A 26,257-nucleotide genomic window follows, 5' to 3' on the forward strand; every position below is an offset into this window, starting at 1 on the left:
GCCGGATCGCGGCAGCCCTGGACGAGAGCCCAGAGATTCGGGCCGGGCATTGTGGCGGTCGCCAAAGCAGCGCCCGAGCGGTCGGCGTCGGCCGCGGATCACCAATGATGACCTGGCGTCGTCTTCACTGTCTTCATCGCGAACTGCGAATTCGTCCTTGCCACGCCCGGCATCCGCGTCAACTCAGTCATATACAGCTGCTCATACGCTGCCATATCAGGCACCGCGATCTGCATTAGATAGTCCGGAGCGCCGAACATCCGGCGACACGACACCACGTCGTCCAGCCCCAGAGCGGTGTTCTCGAAAGCCTCGATGACCTCGCTGCGCTGATCCGCCATCTCGACATGCAGCAGCACTCCGAGTCCGCGGCCGAGCGCGGCTGGGTCGACTGACGCGTTGTACCCGGTGATCACCCCGGCCGCTTCGAGGGCGCGGACCCGGCGGAGGCACGGCGACGGGGACAGCCCGACGCGATCGGCGAGTTCGTTGTTCGGTAGCCGTCCGTCGGCCATCAACTGGCGGACGATTGCGTGATCGGTCTTATCCATGGCACAGGATGCTAATCAGACCGCCAGAAAACGCAATATTCAGCATCGGCTGCCTCGCCGTCCGCACTACCGTCGATTCCGGCACTCGATCTCCCGGAAGGCAGCACCGTGCACCCTCTCGTCCTCTCCCCCGCGGAACGCGCGCAAGCCGCCGACGCACTGGCCCGGTTCGTCGACAGCTACGAGGAATCCCTGCCCACGAGGCCGATCCTGCCGGACGTCGACCGCGACACTCTGGCGAAGCTTCTTGCCGAGCCGTTTCCCGCGGAAGGCATTGGCGTGGAAGGGTTTTTCGCCGACCTCCGCGACCGCATCGTGCCCAACTCGACCACCATCGCGCACCCGCGGTTCCTCGCTTACGTGCAGGGGCCGCCCAACGGGATCGCGCCGTACGCGGACGCGATTTCCGCGGTGCTCAACCAAAACTGCAACTTCTGGCAACTCTCCCCCGCGGCGAGCGTTGTCGAACGGTCGGTGGTGCAGTGGCTCGCCGGTCTTTTCCACCTCGGCCCCAGCGCGGGCGGCATTCTCACCAACGGCGGTTCCGGCGCGACCAAGGACGCGATCACCACCGCCCTCACCGACCGCCGGCCGGATTTCCGCGAGCGCGGCCTGCAATCCGGTGCTCCGCCGCTGGTGTTGTACACCTCGGAGGAGGCGCACCGGTGCGTGGACAAGGCTGCCGCCACTCTCGGCATCGGACTGGACCACGTCCGGCACATCCCGACTGACGACGAATTCCGGCTGCGAGTCGACCTCCTCGCCGACGCGATCGCCGCGGACCGGGCCGCTGGGCTCGAGCCGTTCTGCGTCGTCGCCACCGCTGGCACGGTCACCAGCGGCTCGATCGATCCGATCGGACCCATCGCTGACCTGTGCGAGCGAGAAAACCTTTGGCTGCACGTAGACGGCGCGTACGGTGCGCTGTTCGTCCTCGCCGACTCCGCGCGGGAAACGTTCGCCCCGCTGTCCCGCGCGGATTCCATCGCGCTGGATCCGCACAAGATGCTGTTCACGCCGCTCGAAGCCGGGGCGCTAGTGGTGAAAGACGCTGCGAAACTGCGGACGGCCTTCGCGTTCTCGTCGTCGTATCTCACCGTCTCCGAGGACGACCTGATGCTCGACTTCATGGACTACGGCCCGCAGCTTTCCCGTAGTTTCAAGGCATTGAAGGTGTGGGCCGCACTGCGGACGTTCGGCGTGGACGCCTTCCGCGAAGCCGCCGAACGCTGTCTGCGGCTGGCTGCGCGGCTCGGGGAACGCGTCGCCGCCGAACCCGGCTTGGATCTGCTGAACCCGGTCGCGCTGACCGCCGTCTGCGTGCGTATCGATGGCCGTCGCGACGATGAATACCCGGAACTGCTGGCCCAACTCGCCGACGAAGGCACTGCACTGCTGGGCCCGGCGCGGCTGCGCGGGCAGACTGCGATCCGCGCGTGCGTCGCGAACTACCGCACCACCGAAGCCGACATCGACCGCATCGCCGACCGGCTGGCCGCGCTCGCCGGACGGCCGTGACGAGCGTGGAATGCGCGGAACGGTCCCGAAACCTGCGAACCCCGGTCCTGGTGCGGACACCAGCGGCGAACCTAACGTCGCGGCTGTGTCGAAAATAGCTCAACCCGAACGGATCGACGGCCAGGTCGTCGCGATCACCGGGGCCACCTCCGGGATCGGTTTCTTCGCTGCCGCGCAGCTCGCCGAACTGGGCGCGCGAGTGCTGGTGCTCGGGCGGTCGGAAACCCGGGGCCGCGCGGCGGTTTCCGCGCTCCCCGACCCGCAACTGCACGAGTTCGTCCCGCTGGATCTCGCCGACCGCACGTCGATCGGCCGGGCCGGCGACCGGCTCGGCGCGTTGCCGCGGCTGGACGCGCTCGTGCTGAACGCGGGTGTCGTCGCCGGAGCGTTCAGTCCGGGACCAGCGCACCGGATCGGGGCGTTCGGCGTGGAGGAGATCGTCGGGATCAACCATCTCGCGCACGCGGAACTGCTGCGCCGCGCGCTGCCCGCGGTCCGGCGAGTGGTCAGTCTCGGGAGCGCGCTGACCCGCAAGATCCCGTTCGACCGCGAGAATTGGCTGTCCGAAAGGGATTACCGGGCGCGGGTCGCGTACGCGATGTCCAAGCACGCGGTGGAGATCTTCGGCTTCGAATCCCAGCGGCGGCTGGTTGAGATCTCAGCGCAGTCGATTGTGGTCCACCCCGGCTCGGCGATCGACGCGCTCACGCCGGGACGGCCCGGTGCGCGGGTGCTGCGTGCGGCGGCCCGAGGGATCGTGCTGGGGAAGGATCAGGCGGCTCGACCGGTCGTGGCCGCGGTCGCTTCGCCGGGCCTGCGCGGCGGCGAGTACCTCGGTCCGCATCGCAGCGCCGCCGCGGAGGTGCAGCAGCCGGTGCCGACGAGCCGGGATCCGGAGCTGGGCGCGTGGCTGTGGACGGAGACCGAACGGCTGCTCGGCGCGCGGTTCACGACCGAGCCCCGTCACCCGATCGGGTAGAAAATCGCCTGTTAACCGCCCGCTAGCCTTGAACCGTGGACGACCCGGCGGTTCTGGACACTTTGGCCCGGCGGCTGGCGCGGATCGGCGAACGCCGGAACCTCGACGTCCCCGCGCTGCTGCACCGCCTCGGGATCCGGCCGGACCGCACCGGCGTCACCCGCCAGCAGGTCTCGGAACTCACCCGCGAGCTGTGGCTTCAGACCGACGACGAACTCTTCGCTCTCGGCCCGCGAGCCCCGCGTGGACTGTTCCGGCTGGTGGTCCGATCGGTCGCCCCCGCCCCCGACCTGCGCACCGCGCTGCGTCGCCTGGAAGAAGCCGCCGAGGTACTGCCCGGGATGCCCGCGGTGGCGGTTCGGGCGGCAGATCCGCTGGTCGAGGTGGACATCGACGTCCGAGGGCTCGACGACCCGGAGCACGTCGCGGCGGAACTGGTCGCCATCGTCGTCCACCGGCTGCTGAGCTGGCTCACCGGACAGCGCATCGCCCTGCGCGAACTTCGGCTGCCGTGGCCGGAACCGGACCACGCGCCGCACTACGAGGCGGTTTTCGGCCGCCATCCGCGGTTCGACGCGGACTCGCTGGTCCTCGTCTTCGACCGGGAACTCCTGTCCGCCCCGGTGATCCGCGGCGAAGCCGAACTGGCCGCGTTCCTGGAAGACCAGCCGGACGTCTGGCTCGCCACCCGCGACTACGGCTCGGCCCACACCGACCGGGTCCGCGCCGTCGTCGAGCAAGGCGTTACCGCGCCGGACGACATCGCCGGACGGCTCGGGATCAGCGCCCAGCACCTGCGGCGGTTGTTGCGCGCGGAGAAAACGTCCATCAGCGAAATCCGGGACGCGGTCCGCCGGGACGCCGCGATCGCCAGTCTCGGCCGCGGCGACGAACCCATCGAGAAACTGGCGCAGCGAATGGGTTTCTCCGAAGCCAGCGCCTTCCGGCGAGCGTTTCGCCGGTGGACCGGGCGATCGCCCGGAGACTTCCGCTAACCCGGCACCTTCAACGCCCGCATCCGCGCGTACAACGTCGTCCGCGAAATCCCCAGCGTGCTCGCCGCCCGCACCTTGTTCCCGCCGGCTGACCGCAAAGCCGCGACGATCGCGTTCCGTTCCGCCCGTTCGATCGGAGCCAGCTCGTGCCCCGAAGCGTCCGCCACCAGCGCGGGCGGCAGATCCCCCGGGCCGATCGCGCCCACCGACCGTTTGCGGATCGCCTGGCTCAGCACGCCGCGCAATTCAGGCAGATTCCCCGGCCAGTCGTACGAGCCGAGGATGCGCAGCGCGCCCGGCGTGATGTTGTGCGTGCGCGCGGCCCCGAGTTCGGCCAGCATCCGGGCCGCGACCTCGGGAAAGTCCGGCCGGTGCGCCAGCGGCAGCAGTTCGACGTTCTCCCCGCACGACGCGATCAGCGCCCGCTCCGGACCGGTCAGCCCCTCGCGCGGGCCGGTCGTCAGCACGAGGTGCGGGCCGACACCGCGGGCGGCATGCCGCGCGACGAGATCGACCAGTTCAGCGGGCAAGAGATCCGCGCCGTCCACGCAAATGCTGCCCGAGCCGGTCTCGACGGCGGCGGTGAACCTCGCGGCCCAGGCTGCGGATCCGCCGAGCACGGCTTCCGAGCCGGTCAACGTGGTGCACGGTTCCTCGGGCACGCGCAGCCGCGCCTCGGTGGTGCGGCCGGTCCCAGGCGGGCCCGAGATGTGCACGTGCCCGGCCACCGGACCGGGCGCGACAGCACCACGGCGGCGCGTCCGCCGGGCCTCGGACGGGCTCAGCGGGCGGATCTCGACCAGCATCCCGCCCCGGGCGCCGGGCACCGGTTCGGCCCGGACCCTGGCGCGCTGGCCGGAGCGCAGTTCGGTCTCCATTTCGGACGGTCCGGCCGCCTCGCCCGCCAGGTTCCACAGCAGCGCGACGTCCGCGCCTTCCAGCAGGTCCGCGGCGGCTTGGTTGCACAGCAACAGGTCCGGGCCGATCGCGACCACCGGCCGGGTCGGGCGGGACGCCGACTGGAACGCGGCGAGCAGCGACCGCTCCGACACCCGGCTGCCTTCCAGCAGCTGCCGTTCGATCTCCTCCACCGCCTTCGCGACCAGCGGCGCGAGCAGCGGATTCGCCTCGGCGGCCAGCAGCGTGATGTCGAGCGCGCCCTCCAGCCTGCGCGTGACCGGGTGGAAAATCGGGTGCCCGTAACAGCTGAACCCGCGCAGCGCCTCGGCGTAGTGCTCCTCCCCGTGCACCACGATGCTCGACCGGGTTTCCAGCGCGGTGCCCGGGCCGGTGGTCCCGACCTCGTCCTCCAGCAGGCAGGTGCCGACACCGATGCCCAGCTGGTCCAGGCAGTCTTCGACGGCGCGGTCGGCGCTCCAGCGGTGCACGAGCCTGCCGTCGTGGTCGACGAGCACAGTGGACATCGCGGTCCCGGCGAGACGCTCGTCGAGGTCCTCCAGCACCGGCGCGGCCGCCGACAGGAGCCTGCTGGCCGGGTCGACCTCGTCGAACCGCAGGTCGAGCAGCGCGGTTTCGGGGCGCACACCGGCGAGCGAGGCGCGCCGCCAGGACTGGGCGATCGGTTCCCGCAGCACCACGCTGCGCGAGGACGTCATCGAGCTCACGCGATCTCCACCTTCGTTGGTGACGCGCAGCAGGATAACCATCGCTCTCCGCTGACGCTGTACAGAACTTGAACACTCAAGCCCCGATTCACCCGGCAAGGTGGTCCATCACCACCACCCGCGTGCACGTGTTGCCATCCGGCACGCGGTCCTTACCTCGAAAGGGGAATCAGCGTGACTCTCAGTCACTCCGAGCCGGACACCGGGAAGGAGCGCCCGGGCGTTTCCCGGCGCGGTTTCCTCGGGTACGTCGTCGCGGCCGGGACCCTCGTCGTGGCCGCGGACGTCGGGCTCGCCTCCTCCGCGTCCGCCGCCGTGCCCTCCGCTCCGCAGCCGCCCGAGCTGTACGACCTCAACGACGCGCTCACCGACGCGGCGCTCCCGACGTCGCAGCTCATCACCGTCACCATCAACAAGGACGGCAGCGCCTCGTTCGAGATCCCGCGCGCCGAGGTCGGCCAGGGCATCACCACCTCGACCGCGATGATCATCGCCGAGGAACTGGACCTTCCGGTCGAGAAGGTGCACGTCACGCTCGCCCCGGCGCGTCCGGAGCTGCTGTTCAACCAGCTCACCGGTGGGTCGAACACCACGGTCTCGACCTACACGCCGATCCGCGTCGCCGCCGCGATCGCCAAGCAGCAACTGCTCGAAGCGGCGGCCATCCTGCTCGGCGGGACCGCGGAACGGTTCATCGTCAAGGGCGGCGTCGTCACCGCGCCGAACGGCAAGACCGCGACGTACGGCGAACTGGCGACGAAGGCCGCGTCCAGCACCACGAAGCAGGTGCAGCTGGACCCGAGCAAGCTCAAGGGCTCCAGCGAGTTCAAGGTGCTCGGCAAGCCGCAGAACCGCCTCGACGCCCACGACATCGTGACCGGCAAGAAGCAGTTCGCGATGGACCTGGACATCCCCGGCGCGCTGCCGACGATGATCTGCCGTCCGCCGACGCTCAACGGCACGCCGAAGGCCGTCCGCAACAAGGCCGACGTGATGAAGCTGCCCGGCGTCACCGACATCGCGATCATCCCGACCGGCGTCGCGGTCCGCGCGGAGACGTTCGGCCAGTGCATCGACGGCGTGCGCGCGCTGCAGGTCGACTGGGGCCCCGGCAGCGTCGAGGGCCAGAACGACGAATCCGTGCTCGCCAACCTGCGCCGCGCCGAGCTTCCGCTGGCGGTGCCGAAGGTTCCGGTGCTGGCCAAGACGGTCGAGGCGGACTTCGAGTTCATGTTCCGCTCGAGCGCCGCGCTGGAGCCGTACTGCGCGGTCGCCGACGTCCGCGACGGCAGCGCCGAGATCTGGGCCGGGCTGAAGTCGCCGATCGTGGCGCAGGGCGAGGTCGCGCAGGCGATCGGATTGCCGCAGGGCAAGGTGAAGGTCCACGTCGTCACCGGCGGCGGTTCCTTCGGCCACAAGCTGTTCGGCAACCACGCCGTCGAAGCGGCGCAGGCGTCGAAGGCGTTCGGCAAGCCGGTGCGCCTGATGTGGCACCGCGCCGACGAGCCGCGGCAAGGCAGGCTGCACCCGATGGCGACGTCGCGGATCCGGGCGACCGTGCTCGCCGGGAACGTGCTCACCTTCGAGCAGCGGCACACCTCGGTCGAAACGTCGTTCCGGCACGGGCTCGGCGAAATGCTGACCTCGGTCGCGACGAAACTCCCGACCGGGCTGGGCAACCTCGGCGTCGCCGAGGCGGTTTTCGTGCTGAGCCAGGAAATGCCGTACAACTTCGGGGTCGTCGACCAGACGCTCACCGAGACCGACCAGCGGTTCAACACCGGGTCGATGCGCAACGTCTACTCGCCCGACGTCGGCTGCGCCAACGAGCTCGTCGTGGACATGCTCGCCAAGGCGATGGGCAAGGACCCGTACGACTTCCGGATGGAGTTCCTCAAGAACGACAAGGTGAAGGGCGTGCTGCGCAAGGTCGCCGAGGTCGGCGGCTGGGGCAAGAAGATGGCCCCGGGCACCGCGCAGGGCATCGCGATCCACAAGGAATACAAGGGCGCGAGCGCCTGCCTGGTGGAAATCGACTGCCGCCCGGAGACGGTGAACCGCAAGATCCGCGACGGCGTCGCCGGCCCGCGCGTGACCAAGGCGGTCATCGCCCTCGACGCCGGGCTCGTGATCAACCCGCGCGGCATCGAGGCGCAGATCATGGGCGGTTTCGCCGACGGGCTCGCGCTCGCGCTGACCAGCAGTGTCCACCTGAAGGACGGGCACTTCCTGGAAGCCAGCTGGGACAACTACTTCTACACCCGGCAGTGGAACATCCCGCAGGACTTCACCGCGATCGCGATGCCGTCCAACGGGGAGCAGCCGGGCGGCGCCGGCGAGGCGGGCGTCGCCTGCTCCGTCGCGGCCGTCGCGTGCGCGTACGCCCGCGCGACCGGGAAGGTCCCGAAGCGGTTCCCGATCAACCACGACGACCCGATCGCCTTCGAGGTCAAGTCGTTCGTCCCGCCCGTTCCCGAATCGCCGACCGACGGCCTGAGCCACACCTACTGAGGAGCACGATGAGCAAGCACACCTTCATCCTCAACGGGAAGCCGGTGTCCGTCGACGTCGACGACAATGTGCGGCTCCTGTGGGTCCTGCGCGACGTGCTCGGCGTCCGCGGCCCGAAGTACGGCTGCGGCATCAACGTGTGCAAGGCCTGCACGTCGCACTTCAACGGCAAGGCGTTCAACCCGTGTTCGGTGCGGGTGGCCGACATCAAGGCCACGGACGAGATCACCACGATCGAGGGCCTGCCGGACACCGTGAAGGCCGACCTGCACCCGATGCAGGAAGCCTGGCTGGAGAACGACGTCGCGCAGTGCGGCTACTGCCAGCCCGGCCAGATCATGGCGGCGGTCGCGAAGGTCAAGGAGGCCAAGGCGAAGGGCCGCGAGATCAACGACGCCGACCTGGACGAGATCCGCAACGTCTGCCGCTGCGGCACGTACTCGCGGATCCGCGAGGCGATCAAGGCCGGCGCCGCGAAGATGTGACCGGGTTCGCTTGCCCCGCAGCCGATTCCGGTTGCGGGGCAAGTTTTCCCGTCTGTACCAGCGTTCCGCCGCCGAGCAGCACTGCCACTCCGATGAGCTGCACCGGCCCCAAGGCCTGGCCCAGCAGCAACCACGCGAGCAGGGCGGCGACCAGAGGTTCGGCCAGCGCCAGGACTCCGGCCAGGGCGACCGGCAAACCGCTTAACGCGTGCAGCCCGGCCAGGTACGGCAGCACGGTGCCGAAGACGGCCAGAATCAGTAGGGCCAGCCAGACCGGGATCGTCGCGCCGCCCAGCGATACCGGATTCGCGGCGATCGCTAGAGTCCACAATGGACTTACCGCGAGGGTCGCCACCGCTCCGATCGCCAGTCCCGCGGCGGTCATTCCGAGCGGATCGTGCCGTCGCGCACCGCGTTCGCCGAGCAGGAAGTATCCGGCGGAACAGACCGCCGACGCCAATCCTGCTGCGACGCCGAGGAAATCCAGCTGCGCCCCCGGTCCGAGACCGGCGATCAGCACCAGTCCGGCGATCGCCAGCGCGATGCCCAGCCACACCGCCGCGGGCAGCCGCGTCCGCCGGACGACGCGCACCCACAGTGCGACCAGCACCGGCGACAGGTTCACCAGCACCATCGCCACCGCGACCGGAATCCGGGACACCGCAACGAAAAAGAACAGTTGCACGCCCGCGACGCCGAGCAGTCCGTAGCCGAGCGGCAGCCACAGTTCAGCGCGGCGGAACCGCAGCGCCCGCGGCCGCAGCAGCGCGACGCCGGGCGCCAGCAGAACCGCGGCGAGGCCGATCCGCACGGCGGTGACCGCGGCCGGGCTCCATCCCGCGTCCAGCACCGCCTTGGCGAGCGGACCGGAACTCGCGAACAGCGCCCAGGAGACCAGGCTCAGCCGGGTCGCCCGCGCGGTACCGCCCTGGTCGGCCATCTCCGCATTCTGCGGCCCGGCGCGGCGGCCGGGCCACCGGTTTTCCGCAGCCCCCGCCTCGGCAGCGCCCTCACGTACCTCTCGCGCAGCGGGCTGGCCGGGTGCGACGCGGGTCACATCCAGGGTTGTCACATCCGGCGGACGGCCGGCATCTCATGGGCATCCGCTACACACCACTGGAGGATCTGATGAGCGCACGGTTCGACCTGATGAACAACGACCTCGGCAAGTCGCTGGGCAAGCGGTTCGCGGGGCTGGCGATGCTGCTGAACAACACGGCGCTGCCGAAGGCGACGCAGGAGCTGGTTTCGTTGCGGGCCAGCCAGATCAACGGCTGCGGCTTCTGCGTCGACATGCACACCAAGGACGCGACCGCGGCCGGCGAGACCGCGGAACGGCTCCACCTGGTCGCCGTCTGGCGCGAGGCGACCGTGTTCACCCCGGCGGAGCGGGCCGCGCTCGCGCTGGCCGAGGAGGGCACCCGGATCGCGGACGGCGGCGGCGTTTCCGACGAAACGTGGGCGCAGGCTCGCGAACACTACGACGACGACCAGCTCGCCGCGTTGGTATGTCTGATCGGGCTGATCAACGCGGCGAACCGGATGAACGTCATCGTCCGCATGCCGGCGGGGCTGTACCAGCCGGGGCAGTTCGCGACGGTCAGCTGACACGAGCGCGGCCCGCCGCCGGGCATACGACGACGACCAGCTCGCTGCGTTGGTATGTCTGATCGGGCTGATCAACGCGGCGAACCGGATGAACGTCATCGTCCGCATGCCGGCCGGGCTGTACCAGCCGGGGCAGTTCGCGACGGTCAGCTGACACGAGCGCGGCCCGCCGCCGGGCAACGGTGGGACCCGGCGGCGGCCCGTTCCAGCACGGGGCGACCCGTGCGCTTACTCGATGCGGGCGATCGGCGCGCCCTGCTTCACCACCTCGCCCTCCCCCACCAGGAACCGCACCACGCCGGTCGCGGGGGCCGGGACCTCCGCGTCGACCTTGTCCACCGCGACCTCCGCGATCAGCTCGCCCTCGCGGACGGTCGCGCCGTCCGTCGCGAACCAAGTGGCGAGGACTCCCTCGCCGTCCGGGTCGTTCTCGGACAGGACGGGAAACGCGACCTCGGTCATGCGCCCACCAGGCTGAGGACGGCTTGGCGGATCCGCGCCGGCGTCGGCAGCACCGCGTACTCCAGCGGACGCGCGTACGGAATCGGCACGTCCGGCACCGCTACGCGCGCGGCCGGGGCGCGCAGCAGGCTGGGGTCCCGCTCCACCACGCGGGCGATCACCTCGCCGGACAGGCCGAACGACAGGTAGTCCTCGTCGACCACGAGCAACCGGCCGGTTTTGCCGACCGAATCGAGGATCGTGTCGGTGTCCAGCGGCACCAGGCTGCGCAGGTCCACGACCTCGCAGTCGACGCCCTGTCCGGCGAGATCGTCGGCGACGTCGAGGGCGTGGTGCACCGAGAGCGACAGCGTCACGACGGTGACGTCGCTGCCCGGGCGCACGACGTTCGCCTTGCCGATCGGGACCTCGTGGTCGCCTTCCGGCACCGGGCCGATCGACCGGCGGTTCTTCGCCATCCACGGCAGGCCCATGACTCCCTTGTGGAACAGGTACACCACCGGGTTGTCGTCGCGGATCGCGGAGGTCATCAATCCCTTGGCGTCAGCGGGATTGCTCGGCACGACGACCTTCATCCCGGGCAGGTGCGCGAACGTTCCCCAGAGGCACTGGGAATGCTGCGCCCCGTCCGAATACCCGCCGCCGACCGCCGCGGTCAGCACCATCGGCACGGACACGTTGCCGCCGGATTCGTAGTGGATCTTCGCCATGTGGTTGTAGATCTGGTCCATGCAGACGCCGAAGAAGTCGACGAACATCAGCTCGACCACCGGCCGCAGGCCCTCGACCGCCGCTCCGATCGCGGTGCCGATGAAGGCGGTCTCGGAAATCGGCGTGTCGAGCACCCGGCGCGGGCCGAACCGGTCGAGCAATCCGGTGGTGGAGCTGAAGATCCCGCCGTAGGACCCGACGTCCTCGCCGAGCACGAACACCCGCTCGTCGCGGTCCATTTCCTGGGCGATGGCCTCGACCATGGCCTTCGCGGTGCTGAGTTTCCGCCCGGCGGGCGCGGAGGGTTCGGTGAGCGTCATTGCTGCTTCTCCTCGCTGTGTCGTCAGGCTCGCGCGAACACGAAATCCAGCGCGGTGGCGGGATCCGGCTCGGGGCTCTCTTTGGCGAACGCGATCGCCGCTTCGACCCGCTCGCTGGCCGCGGTTTTGCATTCCGCGACCTTCGCGTCGTCGAGGTCGCCGTCGGCGCGCAGCTGGTTCTCGTAGGTGGGCAACGGATCCCGGCCCGGCACACCGTCCAAATCGGACCGATAGCCCTGCGCGTCGCCCTCGAAATGCCCCCACAGCCGCAACGTGTGCACCTCGATCAGGCTCGGCCCTCCCCCGGCCCGAGCCCGCGCGACCGCCTGGCCCGCCGCTTCGTGGACCGCCTCGACCGAGTTGTCCTCGACGCGCACGCCCGGGATCCCGTACCCAGCGGCGCGGTCCGCGTTCGACGTGACGCAGGTGGACGCGCTGCGCGGCACCGAGATGCCCCAGTCGTTGTCCTCCACCAGGAAAATCACCGGGAGCTGCCACAACGCCGCGAGGTTGAGCGATTCGTGGAACGCCCCTTGGTTAGCCGCGCCCTCGCCGGTGACCGCGACGGCAACCCGGTCCGTCCCGCGCCGCTGGAACGCGAACGCCTGCCCGAGCGCGGGCGGGTAGCCCTCGGCGATGATGCCGGAGCAGGAGAAGTGCACGGCGGGGTCGAACAGATGCATATGCCCGCCGCGTCCTCTGCCCAGTCCAGTTGTCCGGCCAAAGATCTCAGCGGTCATCCGGTTGAGGTCGACGCCGTGCGCGATGGCGAAATGGTGCGGCCGATGCGTCGCGGTGACCGCGTCGTCGCCGGTGAGATGCGCGCAGACGCCCGCCGCCACCGGTTCCTGCCCCGCGGACAGGTGCATCTCGCCGGGGACGAGACCGGCCCCGATGTCGAAGACGGGTTTCTTGTCGGCGTGGTACTCGCGGAGGATGGCCTCCTCGTAGGTGCGGATCAGGACCATCGTGCGGTACAGGTCGAGCCTGTCCTGCGCTTCCATGGGACCTCCCGTTCGCTCTGGAGGCCACTTTCGCCGGACGCGGACCGCCGGACAACGGGCGGGATTTCAGATGGTGATAACCGGCCGGTTCAGGGTGTGACGGCTAGGGCTCGTGACACCCGTTGGGCTGCTCGGCGCAGGGATTGCAGGGGTGCGGAGACACCGGCGGCGCGCGGGCTACGAGCTCTGGGACAACCGCTTGTCCGCGAGCGGAGCCTCCAGAACGTGCCAACAATCCGCCTCAACGCGTGACCGCCAGCGCACGAGACACCCGTTGGGCTGCTCGACGCAACGACTGCAACGGCGCCGAGCCCAGGCGGCGCGCAGGCAACGAGATCGCCACCGCGCCCAACGCGCCCGGCGTGCGGACCGTCGTCGCCAGGCACGCGGTACCGAGCAAATACTCCTCACGATCGTTGAACACGTCCCCGCTCTGCGACAGCCGCTGCTCCAGGACCCGGCTGTCGGTGATGGTGTGCGGGGTGAGGTCCGCCAGCTGGTGCCGCGACAGGTAGTCGCGGCGGCCTTCGCTGTCGAGGCCGGACAGGATGCACTTGCCGAACGCCGTCGCGTGGGCCGATTCGTGCACGCCGACCCACAGGTCGACCGACGGGGCGGTCGGGCCGTCGGCGATGTCGATGAGTTTGATGTCGCCGTCGGAGTACAGCGAGAGGTACGCCGCGCCGTGCACCTCGTCTCGCAGGGCTCGCAGCACCGGGCGGATCTTCGGCAGCAGCGCGTGCAGCGACGTGTGCTGGCGCAGTTCGCTCACCTGGCTGCCGAGGGCGTAACCGTCGTCGAGTTTGCACAGGTATCCCTCGTGGACGAGGGTGCGCAGCAGGTGATACGTCGTGGGCAGCGGCAACCCGACCGTCCGCGCGAGCACCTTGGCGGGCACCGGCCGCTCGCTCGCGCCGACCGCGTCGAGCAGGTGCAGGGCGCGCTGCACGGACCCGATCAAGGTCGGCTCTGCCGCCATCCCCTCACCTCCGCGTCGCTGCGGACTCCAGCATGCGCTACCGCTCTGACCTGGGCAAGAGCAGTTCCACCGGACGGATCACGGGCTTCCGCAGAACGTTCGCTCCGCCTCGAACGGGTCCGGCGGGACGGTCACCCCGGTCCGGTGCACGGCTCCGGTCAGGTTGGCCCAGAACCGGCCCGGCGACATCGGTTCGCGGGTGGACCGCTGGATCTCCGCCAGGTCTCCGCAGCTCAGCGCGTGCCGGGCGGCGGCGACCTGGTCGGCGGTGATGTCGGCGCGCAGGGCGAAGTTGCCCGGACTGAGAACCGGGGCCGCCGGGTCCGCGTAATCCGCCAGCAGCCAGGCGTTGCTCAGCGGTTTCGAGTGCCCTGGTTTCACCGTGGGGAACTCGAACCGCGCGCCGATCGGGTTGGCGAGGCCCCAGAAGTCGACGACGCCGACGTCCACCGGCGACATGACGCCGACTGTCCCCAGGTACACCCCGATGATCATGGACTTCGACGGGACGTCCGCGCGCAGTGGTGTCGTCAGGATCTGCTGCCGCGGCCCTTCGTAGGTCAGGGTGCGCGGACTGACGGCGTCGTTGAGATATTTCATCCTCGGGGTGAAATCCGCCGACTCGGTGGGATACGACTGGCCGGTCCACGCGTGGTAGTAGCCGCGCTCGTCGTCGATGAGCTTGCCGTCTTGCGGGACGAACTGGCCGATGCCGGCGCAGAGAACCGCCCACGCCAGCAGGACGGCGCCGAGCACGCGCGTCTTCTTCGTCGCCGGGAGCACCAGCACCGGCAGCATCAGCAGGAAGAAGATCGGCAGCGCCATGCGCGCGTGCATGTAGTCGCCGCCGACCTTCAGCAGATATCCCAGCGACAGCACACCGGCGACCACCGGGGTGAGGGTGACGATCCGATCGGTGCTTTGCCGCCGTAGGACCCCGGCGAGCAGGACGGTGCAGAGCACCAGCGGCAACCACAGCAGGTACGGGTTCACGAAATCGCTGACGTACCCGAATCCGCGGCCCCAGAAGGATTCGCTCGCGTTTTTGGTGAGCGCGGACATCGGCACGAGGATTCCGTAGAAGCCCATGCGGAAGATCTCGTACCCGGCCGGCAGCGCTCCGGCGGCTGCGACCGCGGCGCAGACGACCCGCCAGTTCGGTTTGGTCACCAGCCACAACGCGACCAGGAATACCGCTGCGACCAGTGCCTGTTCTGGACGGACGAGCGGGCCCAATCCCATCACGAACGCCGCGGTGACAACGTGTTTGGCCGAGGTGCTGCCTCGGAAGCGGACCAGCAGCCACCAGCAGAGCGCCATCCAGAACGTGTTCAGCCCGGTCTCCAGCCCGGACGTCGCGTACTGCCACACCGGCCGCACGCCCAGCAGCACGAGGACGCCGCACGGCACCATCGCCGCGACGCGCCCGCCGTGCAACCGGATCGTCGCGCTGACCGCGAAGCCGAACCCGGCGGCGGTGAGGAGGAGGCCGAGCATCCAGGACAGCGTCGAGGTGTCCGACTGGCCGAACACGAATCCGGCGAACGCCAGCAGCCATTGCCACAGCGTGCTCGTTGAAGCCTCGGCCCGTTCGCCGAGATTGTAGACCGGACCGTTCCCGGCGAGGATTTGCTCGACGATTCTGGTGAAGATCAGGGCGTCGTCGCAGATCCAGCGGGTGACGTAGCCGAGAATGGCGATCAGGAGGACAGATACCGCGATTATCCAGCTGTTCCTTCGTCTGTTCTTAAGCGTGAAATCAGGCTGATTTAAGGCGCGCGGAAGCGCCCTGGGCATGGTGTCCAATTAAACTCCTTGCGGAAAGAGCGCTAAGCGGTTTGCCGCCGGTAATCAACGATTCCGGCCGCGGTCAGCGCTGCGATGCCCGCGCCCACCAGGAAGACCTGCACGAGAACCAGCGGCTCGACGACGCCCGCGGCCATGGTTGAGAGGAGGACCAGCGGCTGAATCAACACCAGCGAACAGCACACGGCGAGCGAGAACGACCACGCAGGCGTGCGTCGCCGTAAGGCGAAATAGGCGAGAATGAAAAGCGCGGCCGCCCACGTGAACCAGGAAAGCCCGCGCAGATCCGAATCAACGAAAGAGCCGAAGTAAAAAGCGGCAGCCACGACCCCGGTCAAGGCAATCCACCACTTTCGCGCGGACGGAAGCGGTGCGCCGAGGTGGAATCCGGCGATCAGGAGCAGCAGCGGCAGCCATTGCGGGATGAAATAGCCGAGCAGATCAGGGCTGAAACTGAACGAATACTGGTGCAGGAACGCGGCGAATCCGGCGACCAGCACGACCCCGGCGACGCAACGCGCGGCTCGGCGGCGTCCGGCGAAAAGGAGCGCGAGAGGGACGACCGCGGCGGCGACCAGCGCGACGTCCTGCCCCAACTGCTGGGCCGCCGGGGCAGCGTAAAGCGACAGAGTCACCTCGCCGGTCGAGGAATACAGGCCGGTCGCTCGCGGATAGCCGAGCGCGTCGCACAAGTCGTGGCCGAGGGAGAAGACGCCCTTCATCACGCCCCAGAGGAGTCCGAGCAGGGCTACCAGCCGGACAGTGTCGCCGAATGCGACCACGCGAGCCGGGGCTGAGCCAGCAGCCAGCCGAGCGCGCAGGCCCAGCCCCAGCATCGCGAGCAGTTCGCGCCCTTCCGCGAGACGACCGGCTTCCCGCGCGTCCAGCAGGGTGCCGACCATCTCGTCCTCGCGGTCGGTGCGGTACCAGCGGGGAAGAATCCGCACTATCCGGCGGTATCGCAGCTCCGGCGCGGTCATCCCGCGGCCTCCGCAAACAACTGCCCGGCCCACCGAGGGGCGCTCATGCCCCACCCCCGAGCGCCCAGCCCCGCGCCCGCAACACCGACTCCGCGGCGGCGGCGTTCGCGGCCAGCCGCCGGGTCTGCTCGGCCAAAGTGCGGCCCCCGAGGTCGGTCAGCCGGTAGTACCGGCGGAGCCGCCCCTGGTGGATCTCCTCCTTGTCCCGCTCCGCCCATCCGTCCGCGACCAGCCGGTCCAGCACGCCGTACAACGTGCCGACCCGCAGCCGGACCCGGTTTTCGGACAGCTTTTCGACGGCCTGGACGATGCCGTAGCCGTGCTTCGGCTCGTCGGCGAGCGCGGTGAGGATCAGGAAGACCTGCTCCGACATGCCTCGTTCGGTCACCCGTCCATATATATCACGTCGCGATACATACGGGTGGCCGAAGTAAGGAACCTACTCGTCAGCGACCGCGGTCCCCTCCAGTTCGACCAGCAGCGTCGGGATCGCCAGCCGCGTCACGCCGAGCATCGTGGTCGACGGGGCGGCGCCGGCCGCGGCCAGACGGCCGGCGAGGACGCCGTAGTGCTGGAAAAGCAGGTCGACGTCGGTCGTGTAGACGTTGAGCCGGACCAGGTTCTCCAGCGACATGCCCGCTTCGGCGAGGACTGCCTCCAAGTTGTCGAGGCTCAGCGCCACCTGCTTCGCCATGTCCCCGGCGTGCTGGGGTTCGCCGTCACCGTTCATCGCGGTCTGCCCGGAGCAGTACAGGGTCCGGACCGGCCCGGACACGAGTTCGCCCTGGTGGTAACCCATCGCCGTCGACCACGCCCACGGGTTGACCGTCGTTCTCTCCACCGTTTGCTCCTGTTCGCGTTTTCAGCAGTACGCGGAGCAGCCTCGCAAGCAATACGCGACATCCTGTGTCGTGTATTCGGTAGGGTTTTCGGCATGCGCGCCGACCGGTTGGTCTCGCTGGTCCTGCTGCTGCGCCAGCGCGGCCGGCTGTCCGCGGCCACCCTCGCCCGCGAACTCGAGGTGTCCACGCGCACCGTGGTGCGCGACATCGACGCGCTGTCCGCGGCGGGCGTCCCGGTCTACGCCGAGCGCGGACGGAACGGCGGTTTCGCGCTGCTGCCCGGATTTCAGACCGAACTCACCGGGTTGAACCACGACGAAGCGCTCGCGCTGCTGGTCGCCGGATCGCGACGCGGCGCGCAGGCGTTCGGTCTCGGTTCGGCGCTCGCTTCGGCCATGCTCAAGGTGGTCGACGCGCTGCCGGAAAGCCATCGGACCACGGCCGCGGGCGTGGCCGAGCGGTTGCTCATCGACCCCGAGATCGACCTCCTCTCGCGCCGCTCGGTCACCGAGGAGGCGCCCGACGCCGTGGTCGCCGAGATCCGGCGCGCGGTGTTCGCCGGACACCAGGTGCGCATCCGCTACCAGGCGGTCAGCCAAGCCCCGAAGTGGCGCACAGTGCACCCGATTGGACTGGTCACCGTGCGGGAGCTGGGATATTTGCTGGCGACCCGCGAAGGCGAGGACCGGACTTACCGGCTGTCCCGGGTGCTGGCCGCCGAGGAACTCGACGAACCCGCGCAGCGGCCGGATCGCGTGGACCTGGGCCGGGCCTGGCAGGAACGCAGCACGCGGTTCCGGACCGGCGGCGACCAGATCGTCGCGCTAGTCCGAATTCGTCCGGAACGGCGGGAAGAATTGGCCCGCACCGCGCTCGCCATTCGCGCTGAAGAAATCAGGACGAACGGATGGTTACAGCTGGAGGCGGCTTTCCAGGATTCCCGGCACGCCGAATGGGCGCTGTGGCAGCTCGCCACAGCCGCGGAAGTCCTTGCGCCGCAAGCGTTGCGTACCGCCTTGCATCAGCGCGCCACGGCGATCGCCGCCGCCTACGCCGGGCCCGCCTGAGCCCCCGACACCGGCACTGCCTGCACCTTCCGTAGTTGTGCGGATACCTACTCGCTGGTAAGTTACCCGCCAGTCGTGATCCACTTCATGGTTCAAAGGGGAGTCATGATCCGGAAACCCGTTCGTGCGCTGATCGCCGCCGCCGCTCTCGCGATCACGTCCGCCGTCGCGCTGCCCGCCGCGGCTTCGGCCGATTCCTTCTACAGCTACGACGGCAGCACGCCGCTCTCGTCGTACGCTCCGGGCACCGTCCTCAAGAGCCGGACGTTGAGCTATCACGTCTTCGGCTTCCCGACTCCAGTGCAGGCTACCCAGCTGCTCTACCGGACTACCGACGCACAGGGAAATCCCACCGCGAACGTCACCTCGGTCGTCCGCAATCCGTTGGGCGGCAACGGGAAAGCCATCTCGTACCAGTCCGCGTACGACTCGCTCGATCCCGCGGACGCACCGTCGCGCGCGATCGCGGGCGATGTCCGGCTCGGCGGCGTGCTGCCGAACGCCGAATCGGTGCTCATCGCGCCGGCGCTCGCGCTCGGGTACAGCGTCGTCATCCCGGACACCGAAGGCCCGACCGCCGATTTCGCGGCCGGTCCGGAATACGGCAAGACCACTTTGGACTCGATTCGCGCCGCGACGCACGCGTCCGGGACCGGAATGACGGAGTCCACGAAATTCGGCCTTCTCGGCTATTCCGGCGGGGCGATCGCGACCGGCTGGGCGTCGGCGATCGCCGGGAGTTACGCGCCCGAGGTCGAGAAGAACCTCGTCGGGTTCGCCGAGGGTGGGGTGCTCGTCGACCCCGCGCACAACCTCAAATACGTCGGCGGCAGCCCGGTCTGGTCCGGCGTGATCCCGATGGCGCTGATCGGCGTCTCGCGCAGCTACGGCATCGACCTCAAGCCGTACGCCAGCGAGTACGGCCTCAAGGTGCTCGCCGAGCTCGAGCACGCGTCGATCGCCAACGCGCTCGGCCGCTACCCCGGGCTGACCTGGCAGAAGCTGGTCAAACCGGAGTACGCGAACCCGAACTCGGTGGCCCCGTACGTCGACGCGGTCAACAAGGTGAACATCGGCTCGGCGGCGACGCCCTCGATCCCCGGGTTCATCGGGCAGGCCAGCAACGGCGCGCTCGAAGGCACCGTCAGCAACGAACCGGGCATCGGCGGCGGAGACGGCGTGATGGTGGCCGGGGACGTCCGCGCGCTCGCGAATCAGTACTGCGACACCGGAAACACCTCGATCAAGTACACGCAGTACGACGCGCTCAGCCACGCCACCGCCCTCCCGGTGTGGGCGCCGACCGCGATCGCCTGGCTCAACGACCGGTTCGCGGGCAAGGCCGCGCCGTCCAGCTGCGGGCACATCGCGGCGGGGAACTCGCTGGCGCCGGAGCAGCACGCCGGGTCTTGAGAGGCTGATGCCGCAACGCCTGGGCGGGCCCGAAAGGGGCTTGCCCAGGCGTGCCCAGTGTGCATAGGGGCGGCGCGTTAGGGGTGCTCTCCTCCCGGGGGACTCGATACACACGAAGAATGACCAGTGATGTGCAGATCGAGCCCATCAGATATCCCTTCGGCTCAGCGGAGGGGGTCGACCTCGACCCGGCCTACACGGAGGCACGCGACGCGCCGGGGATGATCCGGATCAAACTGCTCTACGGCGAGCCGGCGTGGCTGGCCACTCGCTACGACGACGTTCGCATGGTGTTCGGCGACCGGCGGTTCAGCCGGGCCATGGCCGCCGATGCCGACGTGCCGAGGATGACGCCGCACAAGCTCGACGGCGGGATCGTCATGATGGACCCGCCGGAACACAGCCGGCTGCGCAAGCTGGTGGCCCAAGCCTTCACCCAGAACCGGGTGCAGCGGTTGCGCGGGCGGGTCCGGCAGCTGGCTGAGGACCTCGTGGACGCGATGGCGGCCGGCGGCGGGCCGGCGGACCTGGTGGAGAATTTCTCGTTGCCGCTGCCGGTGTCGGTGATCTGCGAGCTGCTCGGGGTGCCCATGGCCGACTGGCCCAAGTTCCGGGTCTGGAGCGACGGGATCCTGTCCACGAGCGAGACCACTGCCGAGGAGTACGAGGCCAACGAGGCGGAACTCCAGGAGTACATGCGCGGGCTGATCGCCGCCCGGCGCGCGGAGCCCGCCGACGACCTGATGACCGCGCTGGTCGAGGCCCGCCACGAGCACGACCGGCTCTCCGAGGCGGAGCTGATCGATTTGTGCGACGGGCTTCTGGTGGCCGGCCACGAAACCTCCGCGTCCCTGATCGCCAGCTCGGTCTTCGTCCTCCTGGAGCGCCCCGAGCGGCTGGCCGAGCTGCGGGCCGATCTCAGCCTGTTGCCCGCCGCGGCCGAGGAACTCCTGCGGTTCGTCCCGCTGAGCCATTGGGAGGGCTTTCCCCGTTACGCGACGGAGGACGTCGAGGTGGGCGGTTCGCTGGTGCGCGCGGGGGAGCCCGTGGTGACCGACTTCGCCTCGGCCAACCGGGATCCCCGGCGGTTCGAAAATCCCGACGTGCTGCGCTTCGACCGGAAGGCGAACTCGCACCTGGCTTTCGGGCACGGCGTGCACCACTGCCTCGGCGCGAACCTCGCCAGGGTCGAACTCCAGGAAGGCCTCCGCGCGCTGCTGACCAAGCTGCCGGGGCTGCGGATCGCCGGAGAGATCGAGTGGAAGGTCGACATGCCGGTGCGCGGCCCGCGCCGGATGCCGATCGGCTGGTGATCGCAGGTCACTGAAAAGCCCCTGCCCGCTCAACGGCGGGCAGGGGCTTTCCCTTGCCGGTTAACGGATCAGCCGTCCGAATCGGCCGACGGGATGAACGCGCCCGGCACCTGGTCCGGGGCGAAGATCTTGTCCTCGCCCGGATACGGCTGGGTCCATCCGTGCACCTGGTACCACGTGAAGTGGTCCATCTGCGCGGGGTTGGCGTAGTCCGCCGTGGCGTTCGGGCCGGTCAGCTTCTGCTGGGACTGCCATTGCTGCCACTGCTGAGCCAGCTGCTGCTTGTCCGCGGGCACCGCCGCCGACGCCGCCGCGGTGGAGGCCGTCGGGACGTTGTCCGTGCCGCACGACGGCGGGGTCTTCAGGCCCGCGGTCAGCGACGTCTGGTTCGGCACCGCGGTGAACGGCGTGTTGTCCGGCTTCGGCGTGAACGCGGTCGCCATCGGGGTGGCCGCGCTGTCCTTCTGGTTCATCGGGTGGATCCCGAGGATCTGCTCGATGGTGCGGATCATGGTGATCTGCGAGTAGTACCGGCTGTCGGTCACGCCGCGCTGCGCGTACGGGCTGATGATCTGGACCGGGGCCCGGTGCCCGTCGACGTGGTCCAGCCCGGCCTGGGAGTCGTCCTCGACCACGAAGATCGCCGAGTCCTTCCAGTACTGGCTGTGCGAGATCTTGTCGACGATCTTGCCGACGGCCAGGTCGTTGTCGGCGACCTGCGCGGCCGGGCTCGGCGGCCCGCCGGTGTGGTCGCTCGACAGCCAGAACATGTTGAGGTCCGCCGGGCCGTTCTTCTCGAAGTCGTTCTTCCAGATCTCGTACCGGTACTGGTCCGGCACCGCGGTGTCGAACTTCGGGAAGCCCGGCACCGAAACGCTGTTCAGCGACGGGATCGGCGACGACGAGACCAGCGGGTACGCGGTCGGCTCGCCGGTCGCGGCCATGTTCTTCGAGTCGCAGTACAGGTTCTGCCAGCTCGCGTCCGCGGGCTTGGTCAGGAACTGGTGGAACTCGCCGAAGTCGCGCACGGTCTTGCCCGCCGCCTGCGCCCCGGTCCACAGGAAGCCGCTGCGCTGGTGGCCCAGCGCGTCGTCCTCGGTGTCGTAGCTGCGCTTGTACTCGCCTGCCGACGACTCGGTGTACTCCGGGTTGTCGGCCTGCATCAGCCAGTTGTGGCCCTCGGCCGAGTTGGTGCCGATGTCGTAAGTGTTGTCGTACAAGCCGAACTGGGTGGCCAGCGCGTGCTGGTTCGGCGTGACCGCCTGGCCGAACTGCGCGAGCGCCGGGTCGCCGTTGCCCTTCTTCATGTCGCCGAAGAGCTGGTCGTAGGTCCGGTTTTCCTTCACCAGCAGGAAGACGTGCTTGATCGTCGACGGGTCGCCGAGCCGGCGGGGCACCGGGACCGGCTTGACGTTGCGGTTGCCCGTCTGCACCGAACCCGGCGTCCAGCCGTTCTGCTTGAACACCTGACGCGTCTGCGTCCAGGTCTGCCAGTCGGTCGGCAGGGTGAACCGCTGCAGGCTCGACGTGGTGTCGTGCGTGGCGTGCCCGGCCGCGGTGGTCGGGCGGCGGGCGTCGATGCCGCGGGTGTTGGCGACCAGGATGTTGTTGCCCGACGCTGAGATACCAGACGGGAAGTAGTCCGTCGGCAGCAGTCCGATGAAGGCGGCCGGGGCCTGCGGGAACCAGTAGCGATAGACCGCGACCGCGTTGGCCCGGCCGAGGGTCACCAGCAGGTGGCCGTCGTCGGTGAGCGCGATGTCGGTCGGCTCGTACCCGACCTGCGCTTCCGGCCACGGCTGCGTCGCGATGGTCTGCACCACGACGTTGCGCTGGGCGTCGATCACCGAAATGCTGTCGCCGCCGGTGTTCGCCACGAACAGGGTGTTGTTCTTGGCGCGCAACGCGGTCGGGTGCAGGCCGACGTCGATGCTCTTGACCGGAGCGGACGGGTTCGCCAGGTCGATCACGCTGACCGTGCCGGTGGTCGCGGCCCCGGTCTTCGGGTCGGCGACGATGTCGGTGCCGTACGAGTTGATCGTGGTGTCGCCCGGTTTGGCCGCGCGGCCGCCCTCGTTGCTGACGTAGATCCGGTTGCCGATCCGCACCAGTGCACGCGGCGCGTTGCCGACGGTCCAGCTCTGCTTGATCTGTCCGCTGGCCGCGTCGATCGCGACGACCCGGTTCTGGCCGTTCACCGCGGAGTACACAGTGGACCCGTCCGCGGAGAAGAGCGCGCCCGCGGCGAGGGAATGCTTGGAGCCGTCGGCCGGGATCGGGACCCACGTGGGGTTGGCGACGGTGCCGTCCGGGTTCACGGTGAACTTGCGGTAGCCGTCGATCTGGCCCAGCCACAGCGTTTTGCCGTCCGGCGAGTACGACGGGCCTTCCTGGCCGACGTCGTTGCCCGGCAGTTGCAGGTCGGCCTTCTTGTCCTTGCCGACGAGCTGCTGGACCTTCCAGGACTTCAGGTCGACGATGGTCAGCGCGATGCCGCCGTCGGTGGTCAGCGCGGCGAGGTGGCTGCCGTCCGGGCTGACCGTCGAGGACATGATCTTGCCGTTCGGCAGGACCAGCCGCTCGCCGATCGGCTTGAGGTACTGGTCGCTGGAGATGGTCAGGCCGTTCTCGGTTTCCTGGCCGACCTGGTCGGTGCCGAACTGCTTGGTGGAGGCGAGGCCGATGCCCGAGCCCGTGGCGACGAGAGCGACCGCGGTCGCCCCTGCCGTGACGAAGCGCATTTTGCGGGATCTGCGGAACTCTTTCTTCCCGCCACGCCTGCGACGGCGCGTTACTTGCATGTCCTCATCCCTTCGTGGAGGAGAGCAGCTCGACGTTGCCGTCGAACTGCCACAGCGGGTTCGGCTGGTCCCCCTGCGGGATCCGCACCTGGAAGTAGCCGTTCACTTCCTTCGGTCCGTCGCCGTCGGCGACGTACCGCCCGTCCGAGGTGACATCGAGCTGGTAGATCGCCTGCCCGGTCGCTGAGATGCCAGGGAGATGCCAGGTGACGACGCAGCGCCAGTCGTTGCCCGGGCCTTCGGCCTCGACGAGGCCGCCGCCCTTGGTGCATTCCGTGCTCGCGCCGAGCTGCTCCTCCGTGACGTCCGGGCGGTGCAGCTGAGCGGCCTGGATCCGGTAGAGATGCGCGAACTCGGTGGACAGCGACTGCTGCAGTTTTGCCTGGTCAATGCCCGAACCCGACGCCGGCGTCGCGACCGCGACGACTGCCACCGTGACGCCGATGAGCCCGGCCAGCGGCAGCAAGCCCGCGGTTAGTACGCGACGACCCACACCGTCGTATGTCAGATCGGTGAAGTCGCGTCTCACGAACAGCGCGTAGGCCAGCGCAGTCGAGACCGCTGCCCAGACCAGGCTCACTCCGACGCCGATCAACAGCGGGCCGAGCTGTACCGGGTCGGTGAAGAGGCCGTTCCACGAGATGAACGCGTACGTCGGCAGCGCGAGCCGCACGACGACCGGCAGCGGCAGCAGCTGCGCCACCGCCATGACGAGCGCGACCACCGCGGGCAGCAGCAAGCCCATCGGCGACCGTCCTAATGCGACAGAGCCGAGGAGGCCGATCCCCGCCAGGGCGAGGGTCGGGGCGAGCACGCAGACCCAGGCGAGCGCGACCTTCACCGCCGCGTCGCCCGAGGACAGCAGGTGTCCGTCGAGTCCGGTGAGCGGCTGTCCGCCGACCGCGACGAGACCGCCGACCGTGCTGGACACCGCCAAGCCGAGGACCAGCAACAGGATCACGGTGAGGCTGGCGAGTGCTTTCGAGACGAAAATCCGCCGGTACGACCGCATCGACACCAGCAGGTGCCGCCAGGTGCCGAGCCGGTCTTCGGCGGCGAAGACGTCCCCGGCGACCAGGGAGGTCAGCAGCGGAAGCGCGTAACTGCCGGCGAATCCGAGCAGGACGAGCGGCCCGGCCCAGCCGGTGGCGTTCATCAGGCGGCCGAACAGGGTGTCCACCGGCAGGTCGCTTTGCTGGCTGACCGCGGCGACGAACACCGCGGGCGCGAGCCAGCAGGCGAGCAGCAGCACCCGGATCCGCCACTGCGACAACAGCTTCACCAGTTCGAACCGGTAACCGCGGCCCAGTCCGACCGAGGCTTGCTGCTCGACAGGTGCGTCGAGGACAGTCATCGCTTCTCCCCCTGTTCCGTCAACTCCAGGAACGCGGCCTCCAGCGGCGAGACGACCGGAGCCAGTTCCCGTACGCCGATGCCCTTGCCGACGACGCGCGCGACCAGGTCGTCCAGCGCGGGCACCAGGCCGCGCACCACTAGGACGTCGGCCTGTCCGCGCGGGGTCTGGGTGTCGTCGATCCGCAGTCCGGGCACGTTCTCGGCGATCTCGCGCGCGGCCTTCTGGTCCGAGGTGACCAGGCGGTAGGCCAGTTCGCGGTCCTCGGCGGACAGTTTCGCCAGCGGGCCGGTGAAAACGACGCGGCCGGCGGACAGGATGGTGACTTCCGAGCAGAGCGCTTCGAGGTCGTCCATCCGGTGGCTCGACAGCACGACCGCGGTGCCCTCGTCGGCGAGCCGGGTGAGCACGCCGTGCACGTGTTTCTTGCCTGCCGGGTCGAGGCCGTTGGCGGGCTCGTCGAGGATCAGCAGCCGCGGTTTGGTCAGCAGCGCGGCGGCGAGACCGAGGCGCTGGCGCATGCCGAGGGAGAAGCCGCGCGCCCGGTCGTCGGCGACGTCGGTGAGCCCGACCTGCGCGAGGAGGTCGTCGAGGTCGACGGTCTGGCCGCGCAGCGAGGCCAGCGCGGCGAGGTTCTGCCGCGCGGTGAGCGACGGGTACAGCCCCGGCCCGTCCACGAACCCGGAGATGCCGTCCGGGGTGGCGAGCGCGCGGCCGACCGGGCGGCCGAGGATCTCGAGTTCGCCTTCGTCCGCGACCGCGAGTCCGAGCAGCAGGCCGAGCAGCGTGGTCTTGCCCGCGCCGTTCGGGCCGACGAGCCCGTGGATCTCGCCGTGCGCGACGTCGAGATCGACACCGTCGAGCGCGAGCACGTCGCCGAAACACTTGGTGATCGCGCGGGCTCGCACCGCGTCGCTGGTTCCCATGAATCCC

23 protein-coding genes are annotated in these 26,257 nt (G+C 69.3%); 9 read left to right on the forward strand and 14 right to left on the reverse strand.

The window, feature by feature from the left end:
• Window positions 1–98 precede the first annotated feature (98 nt).
• Window positions 99–551, reverse strand: a complete 453-nt coding sequence (locus tag DMP23_RS07515) for an Lrp/AsnC family transcriptional regulator (RefSeq protein ID WP_337820574.1) — start codon at window positions 549–551, stop codon at window positions 99–101.
• A 108-nt stretch (window positions 552–659) separates the two neighbouring features.
• Between DMP23_RS07515 and DMP23_RS07520 the strand changes: the two genes are divergently transcribed.
• The 3 genes from DMP23_RS07520 (at window position 660) to DMP23_RS07530 (ending at window position 4,043) form a co-directional block, all read left to right on the forward strand.
• Window positions 660–2,069 carry a pyridoxal phosphate-dependent decarboxylase family protein gene (locus DMP23_RS07520; RefSeq protein ID WP_337820575.1) on the forward strand — a complete coding sequence of 470 codons (1,410 nt, stop codon included), beginning with the start codon at window positions 660–662 and terminating at the stop codon, window positions 2,067–2,069.
• Between the two features lie 85 nt (window positions 2,070–2,154).
• Window positions 2,155–3,048 (forward strand): SDR family NAD(P)-dependent oxidoreductase, encoded by an 894-nt coding sequence (locus DMP23_RS07525; protein WP_337820576.1) that lies wholly within the window; start codon window positions 2,155–2,157, stop codon window positions 3,046–3,048.
• Between the two features lie 35 nt (window positions 3,049–3,083).
• Window positions 3,084–4,043, forward strand: a complete 960-nt coding sequence (locus tag DMP23_RS07530; RefSeq protein WP_337820577.1) for an AraC family transcriptional regulator — start codon at window positions 3,084–3,086, stop codon at window positions 4,041–4,043.
• On the opposite strand, the gene DMP23_RS07535 is transcribed toward DMP23_RS07530, so the two are convergent.
• A complete protein-coding gene (locus DMP23_RS07535; RefSeq protein ID WP_240691294.1) occupies window positions 4,040–5,659 on the reverse strand; it encodes a sigma-54-dependent Fis family transcriptional regulator in 1,620 nt (539 codons plus the stop codon). The two genes, DMP23_RS07530 and DMP23_RS07535, sit on opposite strands and share 4 nt — an antisense overlap.
• Window positions 5,660–5,842: 183 nt before the next feature.
• Here DMP23_RS07535 and DMP23_RS07540 point away from each other — a divergent pair, with 183 nt between their 5' ends.
• Both DMP23_RS07540 and DMP23_RS07545 read left to right on the forward strand, forming a co-directional pair.
• Window positions 5,843–8,179, forward strand: a complete 2,337-nt coding sequence (locus DMP23_RS07540) for a molybdopterin cofactor-binding domain-containing protein (protein WP_134664883.1) — start codon at window positions 5,843–5,845, stop codon at window positions 8,177–8,179.
• Between the two features lie 8 nt (window positions 8,180–8,187).
• Window positions 8,188–8,664, forward strand: coding sequence for a (2Fe-2S)-binding protein (locus DMP23_RS07545; RefSeq protein ID WP_037817840.1), 477 nt, complete (start codon window positions 8,188–8,190; stop codon window positions 8,662–8,664).
• Here DMP23_RS07545 and DMP23_RS07550 read toward each other — a convergent pair.
• Window positions 8,639–9,604: an EamA family transporter gene (locus DMP23_RS07550; protein WP_337820578.1), complete on the reverse strand. Its 966-nt coding sequence runs from the start codon at window positions 9,602–9,604 to the stop codon at window positions 8,639–8,641. The two genes, DMP23_RS07545 and DMP23_RS07550, sit on opposite strands and share 26 nt — an antisense overlap.
• 188 nt (window positions 9,605–9,792) lie before the next feature.
• Here DMP23_RS07550 and DMP23_RS07555 point away from each other — a divergent pair, with 188 nt between their 5' ends.
• Window positions 9,793–10,272, forward strand: coding sequence for a carboxymuconolactone decarboxylase family protein (locus tag DMP23_RS07555; RefSeq protein WP_037818008.1), 480 nt, complete (start codon window positions 9,793–9,795; stop codon window positions 10,270–10,272).
• A 228-nt stretch (window positions 10,273–10,500) separates the two neighbouring features.
• On the opposite strand, the gene DMP23_RS07560 is transcribed toward DMP23_RS07555, so the two are convergent.
• The 8 genes from DMP23_RS07560 to DMP23_RS07595 form a co-directional block, all read right to left on the reverse strand.
• Window positions 10,501–10,734 carry a lipoyl domain-containing protein gene (locus DMP23_RS07560; protein WP_337820579.1) on the reverse strand — a complete coding sequence of 78 codons (234 nt, stop codon included), beginning with the start codon at window positions 10,732–10,734 and terminating at the stop codon, window positions 10,501–10,503.
• A complete protein-coding gene (locus DMP23_RS07565) occupies window positions 10,731–11,765 on the reverse strand; it encodes an alpha-ketoacid dehydrogenase subunit beta (RefSeq protein ID WP_337820580.1) in 1,035 nt (344 codons plus the stop codon). The genes DMP23_RS07560 and DMP23_RS07565 overlap by 4 nt, the downstream gene beginning before the upstream one ends.
• Window positions 11,766–11,788: 23 nt before the next feature.
• Window positions 11,789–12,769: a thiamine pyrophosphate-dependent dehydrogenase E1 component subunit alpha gene (locus DMP23_RS07570; protein ID WP_337820581.1), complete on the reverse strand. Its 981-nt coding sequence runs from the start codon at window positions 12,767–12,769 to the stop codon at window positions 11,789–11,791.
• 241 nt (window positions 12,770–13,010) lie between these two features.
• Window positions 13,011–13,748, reverse strand: a complete 738-nt coding sequence (locus tag DMP23_RS07575) for an IclR family transcriptional regulator (protein ID WP_337820582.1) — start codon at window positions 13,746–13,748, stop codon at window positions 13,011–13,013.
• A gap of 78 nt (window positions 13,749–13,826) precedes the next feature.
• Window positions 13,827–15,554 carry an ArnT family glycosyltransferase gene (locus tag DMP23_RS07580; protein ID WP_337820583.1) on the reverse strand — a complete coding sequence of 576 codons (1,728 nt, stop codon included), beginning with the start codon at window positions 15,552–15,554 and terminating at the stop codon, window positions 13,827–13,829.
• 23 nt (window positions 15,555–15,577) lie between these two features.
• Complete coding sequence (locus DMP23_RS07585) at window positions 15,578–16,534, reverse strand: hypothetical protein (protein WP_337820584.1); 957 nt, start codon at window positions 16,532–16,534, stop codon at window positions 15,578–15,580.
• 43 nt (window positions 16,535–16,577) lie between these two features.
• Entirely contained in the window at window positions 16,578–16,922 is a 345-nt protein-coding gene (locus DMP23_RS07590) for a PadR family transcriptional regulator (RefSeq protein WP_199818003.1), read from the reverse strand.
• A gap of 51 nt (window positions 16,923–16,973) precedes the next feature.
• Window positions 16,974–17,375: a RidA family protein gene (locus DMP23_RS07595; RefSeq protein WP_275294954.1), complete on the reverse strand. Its 402-nt coding sequence runs from the start codon at window positions 17,373–17,375 to the stop codon at window positions 16,974–16,976.
• Window positions 17,376–17,468: 93 nt separating this feature from the next.
• On the opposite strand from DMP23_RS07595, the gene DMP23_RS07600 reads away from it, so the two are divergent.
• The 3 genes from DMP23_RS07600 to DMP23_RS07610 all read left to right on the forward strand — a co-directional run bounded on the left by DMP23_RS07600 (window position 17,469) and on the right by DMP23_RS07610 (window position 21,169).
• Window positions 17,469–18,443 carry a helix-turn-helix transcriptional regulator gene (locus tag DMP23_RS07600; RefSeq protein WP_337820585.1) on the forward strand — a complete coding sequence of 325 codons (975 nt, stop codon included), beginning with the start codon at window positions 17,469–17,471 and terminating at the stop codon, window positions 18,441–18,443.
• 105 nt (window positions 18,444–18,548) lie between these two features.
• Window positions 18,549–19,856 (forward strand): lipase family protein, encoded by a 1,308-nt coding sequence (locus tag DMP23_RS07605; RefSeq protein ID WP_037817822.1) that lies wholly within the window; start codon window positions 18,549–18,551, stop codon window positions 19,854–19,856.
• Window positions 19,857–19,975: 119 nt separating this feature from the next.
• Window positions 19,976–21,169: a cytochrome P450 gene (locus tag DMP23_RS07610; RefSeq protein WP_238604674.1), complete on the forward strand. Its 1,194-nt coding sequence runs from the start codon at window positions 19,976–19,978 to the stop codon at window positions 21,167–21,169.
• A 68-nt stretch (window positions 21,170–21,237) separates the two neighbouring features.
• Here DMP23_RS07610 and DMP23_RS07615 read toward each other — a convergent pair whose 3' ends face one another.
• From DMP23_RS07615 to DMP23_RS07625, 3 genes are read right to left on the reverse strand one after another with little or no spacing between them, the layout of a single operon-like run.
• Window positions 21,238–23,970 (reverse strand): bifunctional YncE family protein/alkaline phosphatase family protein, encoded by a 2,733-nt coding sequence (locus tag DMP23_RS07615; RefSeq protein ID WP_337820586.1) that lies wholly within the window; start codon window positions 23,968–23,970, stop codon window positions 21,238–21,240.
• Between the two features lie 4 nt (window positions 23,971–23,974).
• Complete coding sequence (locus tag DMP23_RS07620; RefSeq protein WP_337820587.1) at window positions 23,975–25,324, reverse strand: ABC transporter permease; 1,350 nt, start codon at window positions 25,322–25,324, stop codon at window positions 23,975–23,977.
• Window positions 25,321–26,250, reverse strand: coding sequence for an ABC transporter ATP-binding protein (locus DMP23_RS07625; RefSeq protein ID WP_337820588.1), 930 nt, complete (start codon window positions 26,248–26,250; stop codon window positions 25,321–25,323). The genes DMP23_RS07620 and DMP23_RS07625 overlap by 4 nt, the downstream gene beginning before the upstream one ends.
• Window positions 26,251–26,257: the final 7 nt, after the last annotated feature.

This window comes from Amycolatopsis sp. A1MSW2902, assembly GCF_017312175.1.
GTDB classification, from domain to species: Bacteria; Actinomycetota; Actinomycetes; order Mycobacteriales; family Pseudonocardiaceae; genus Amycolatopsis; species Amycolatopsis nivea.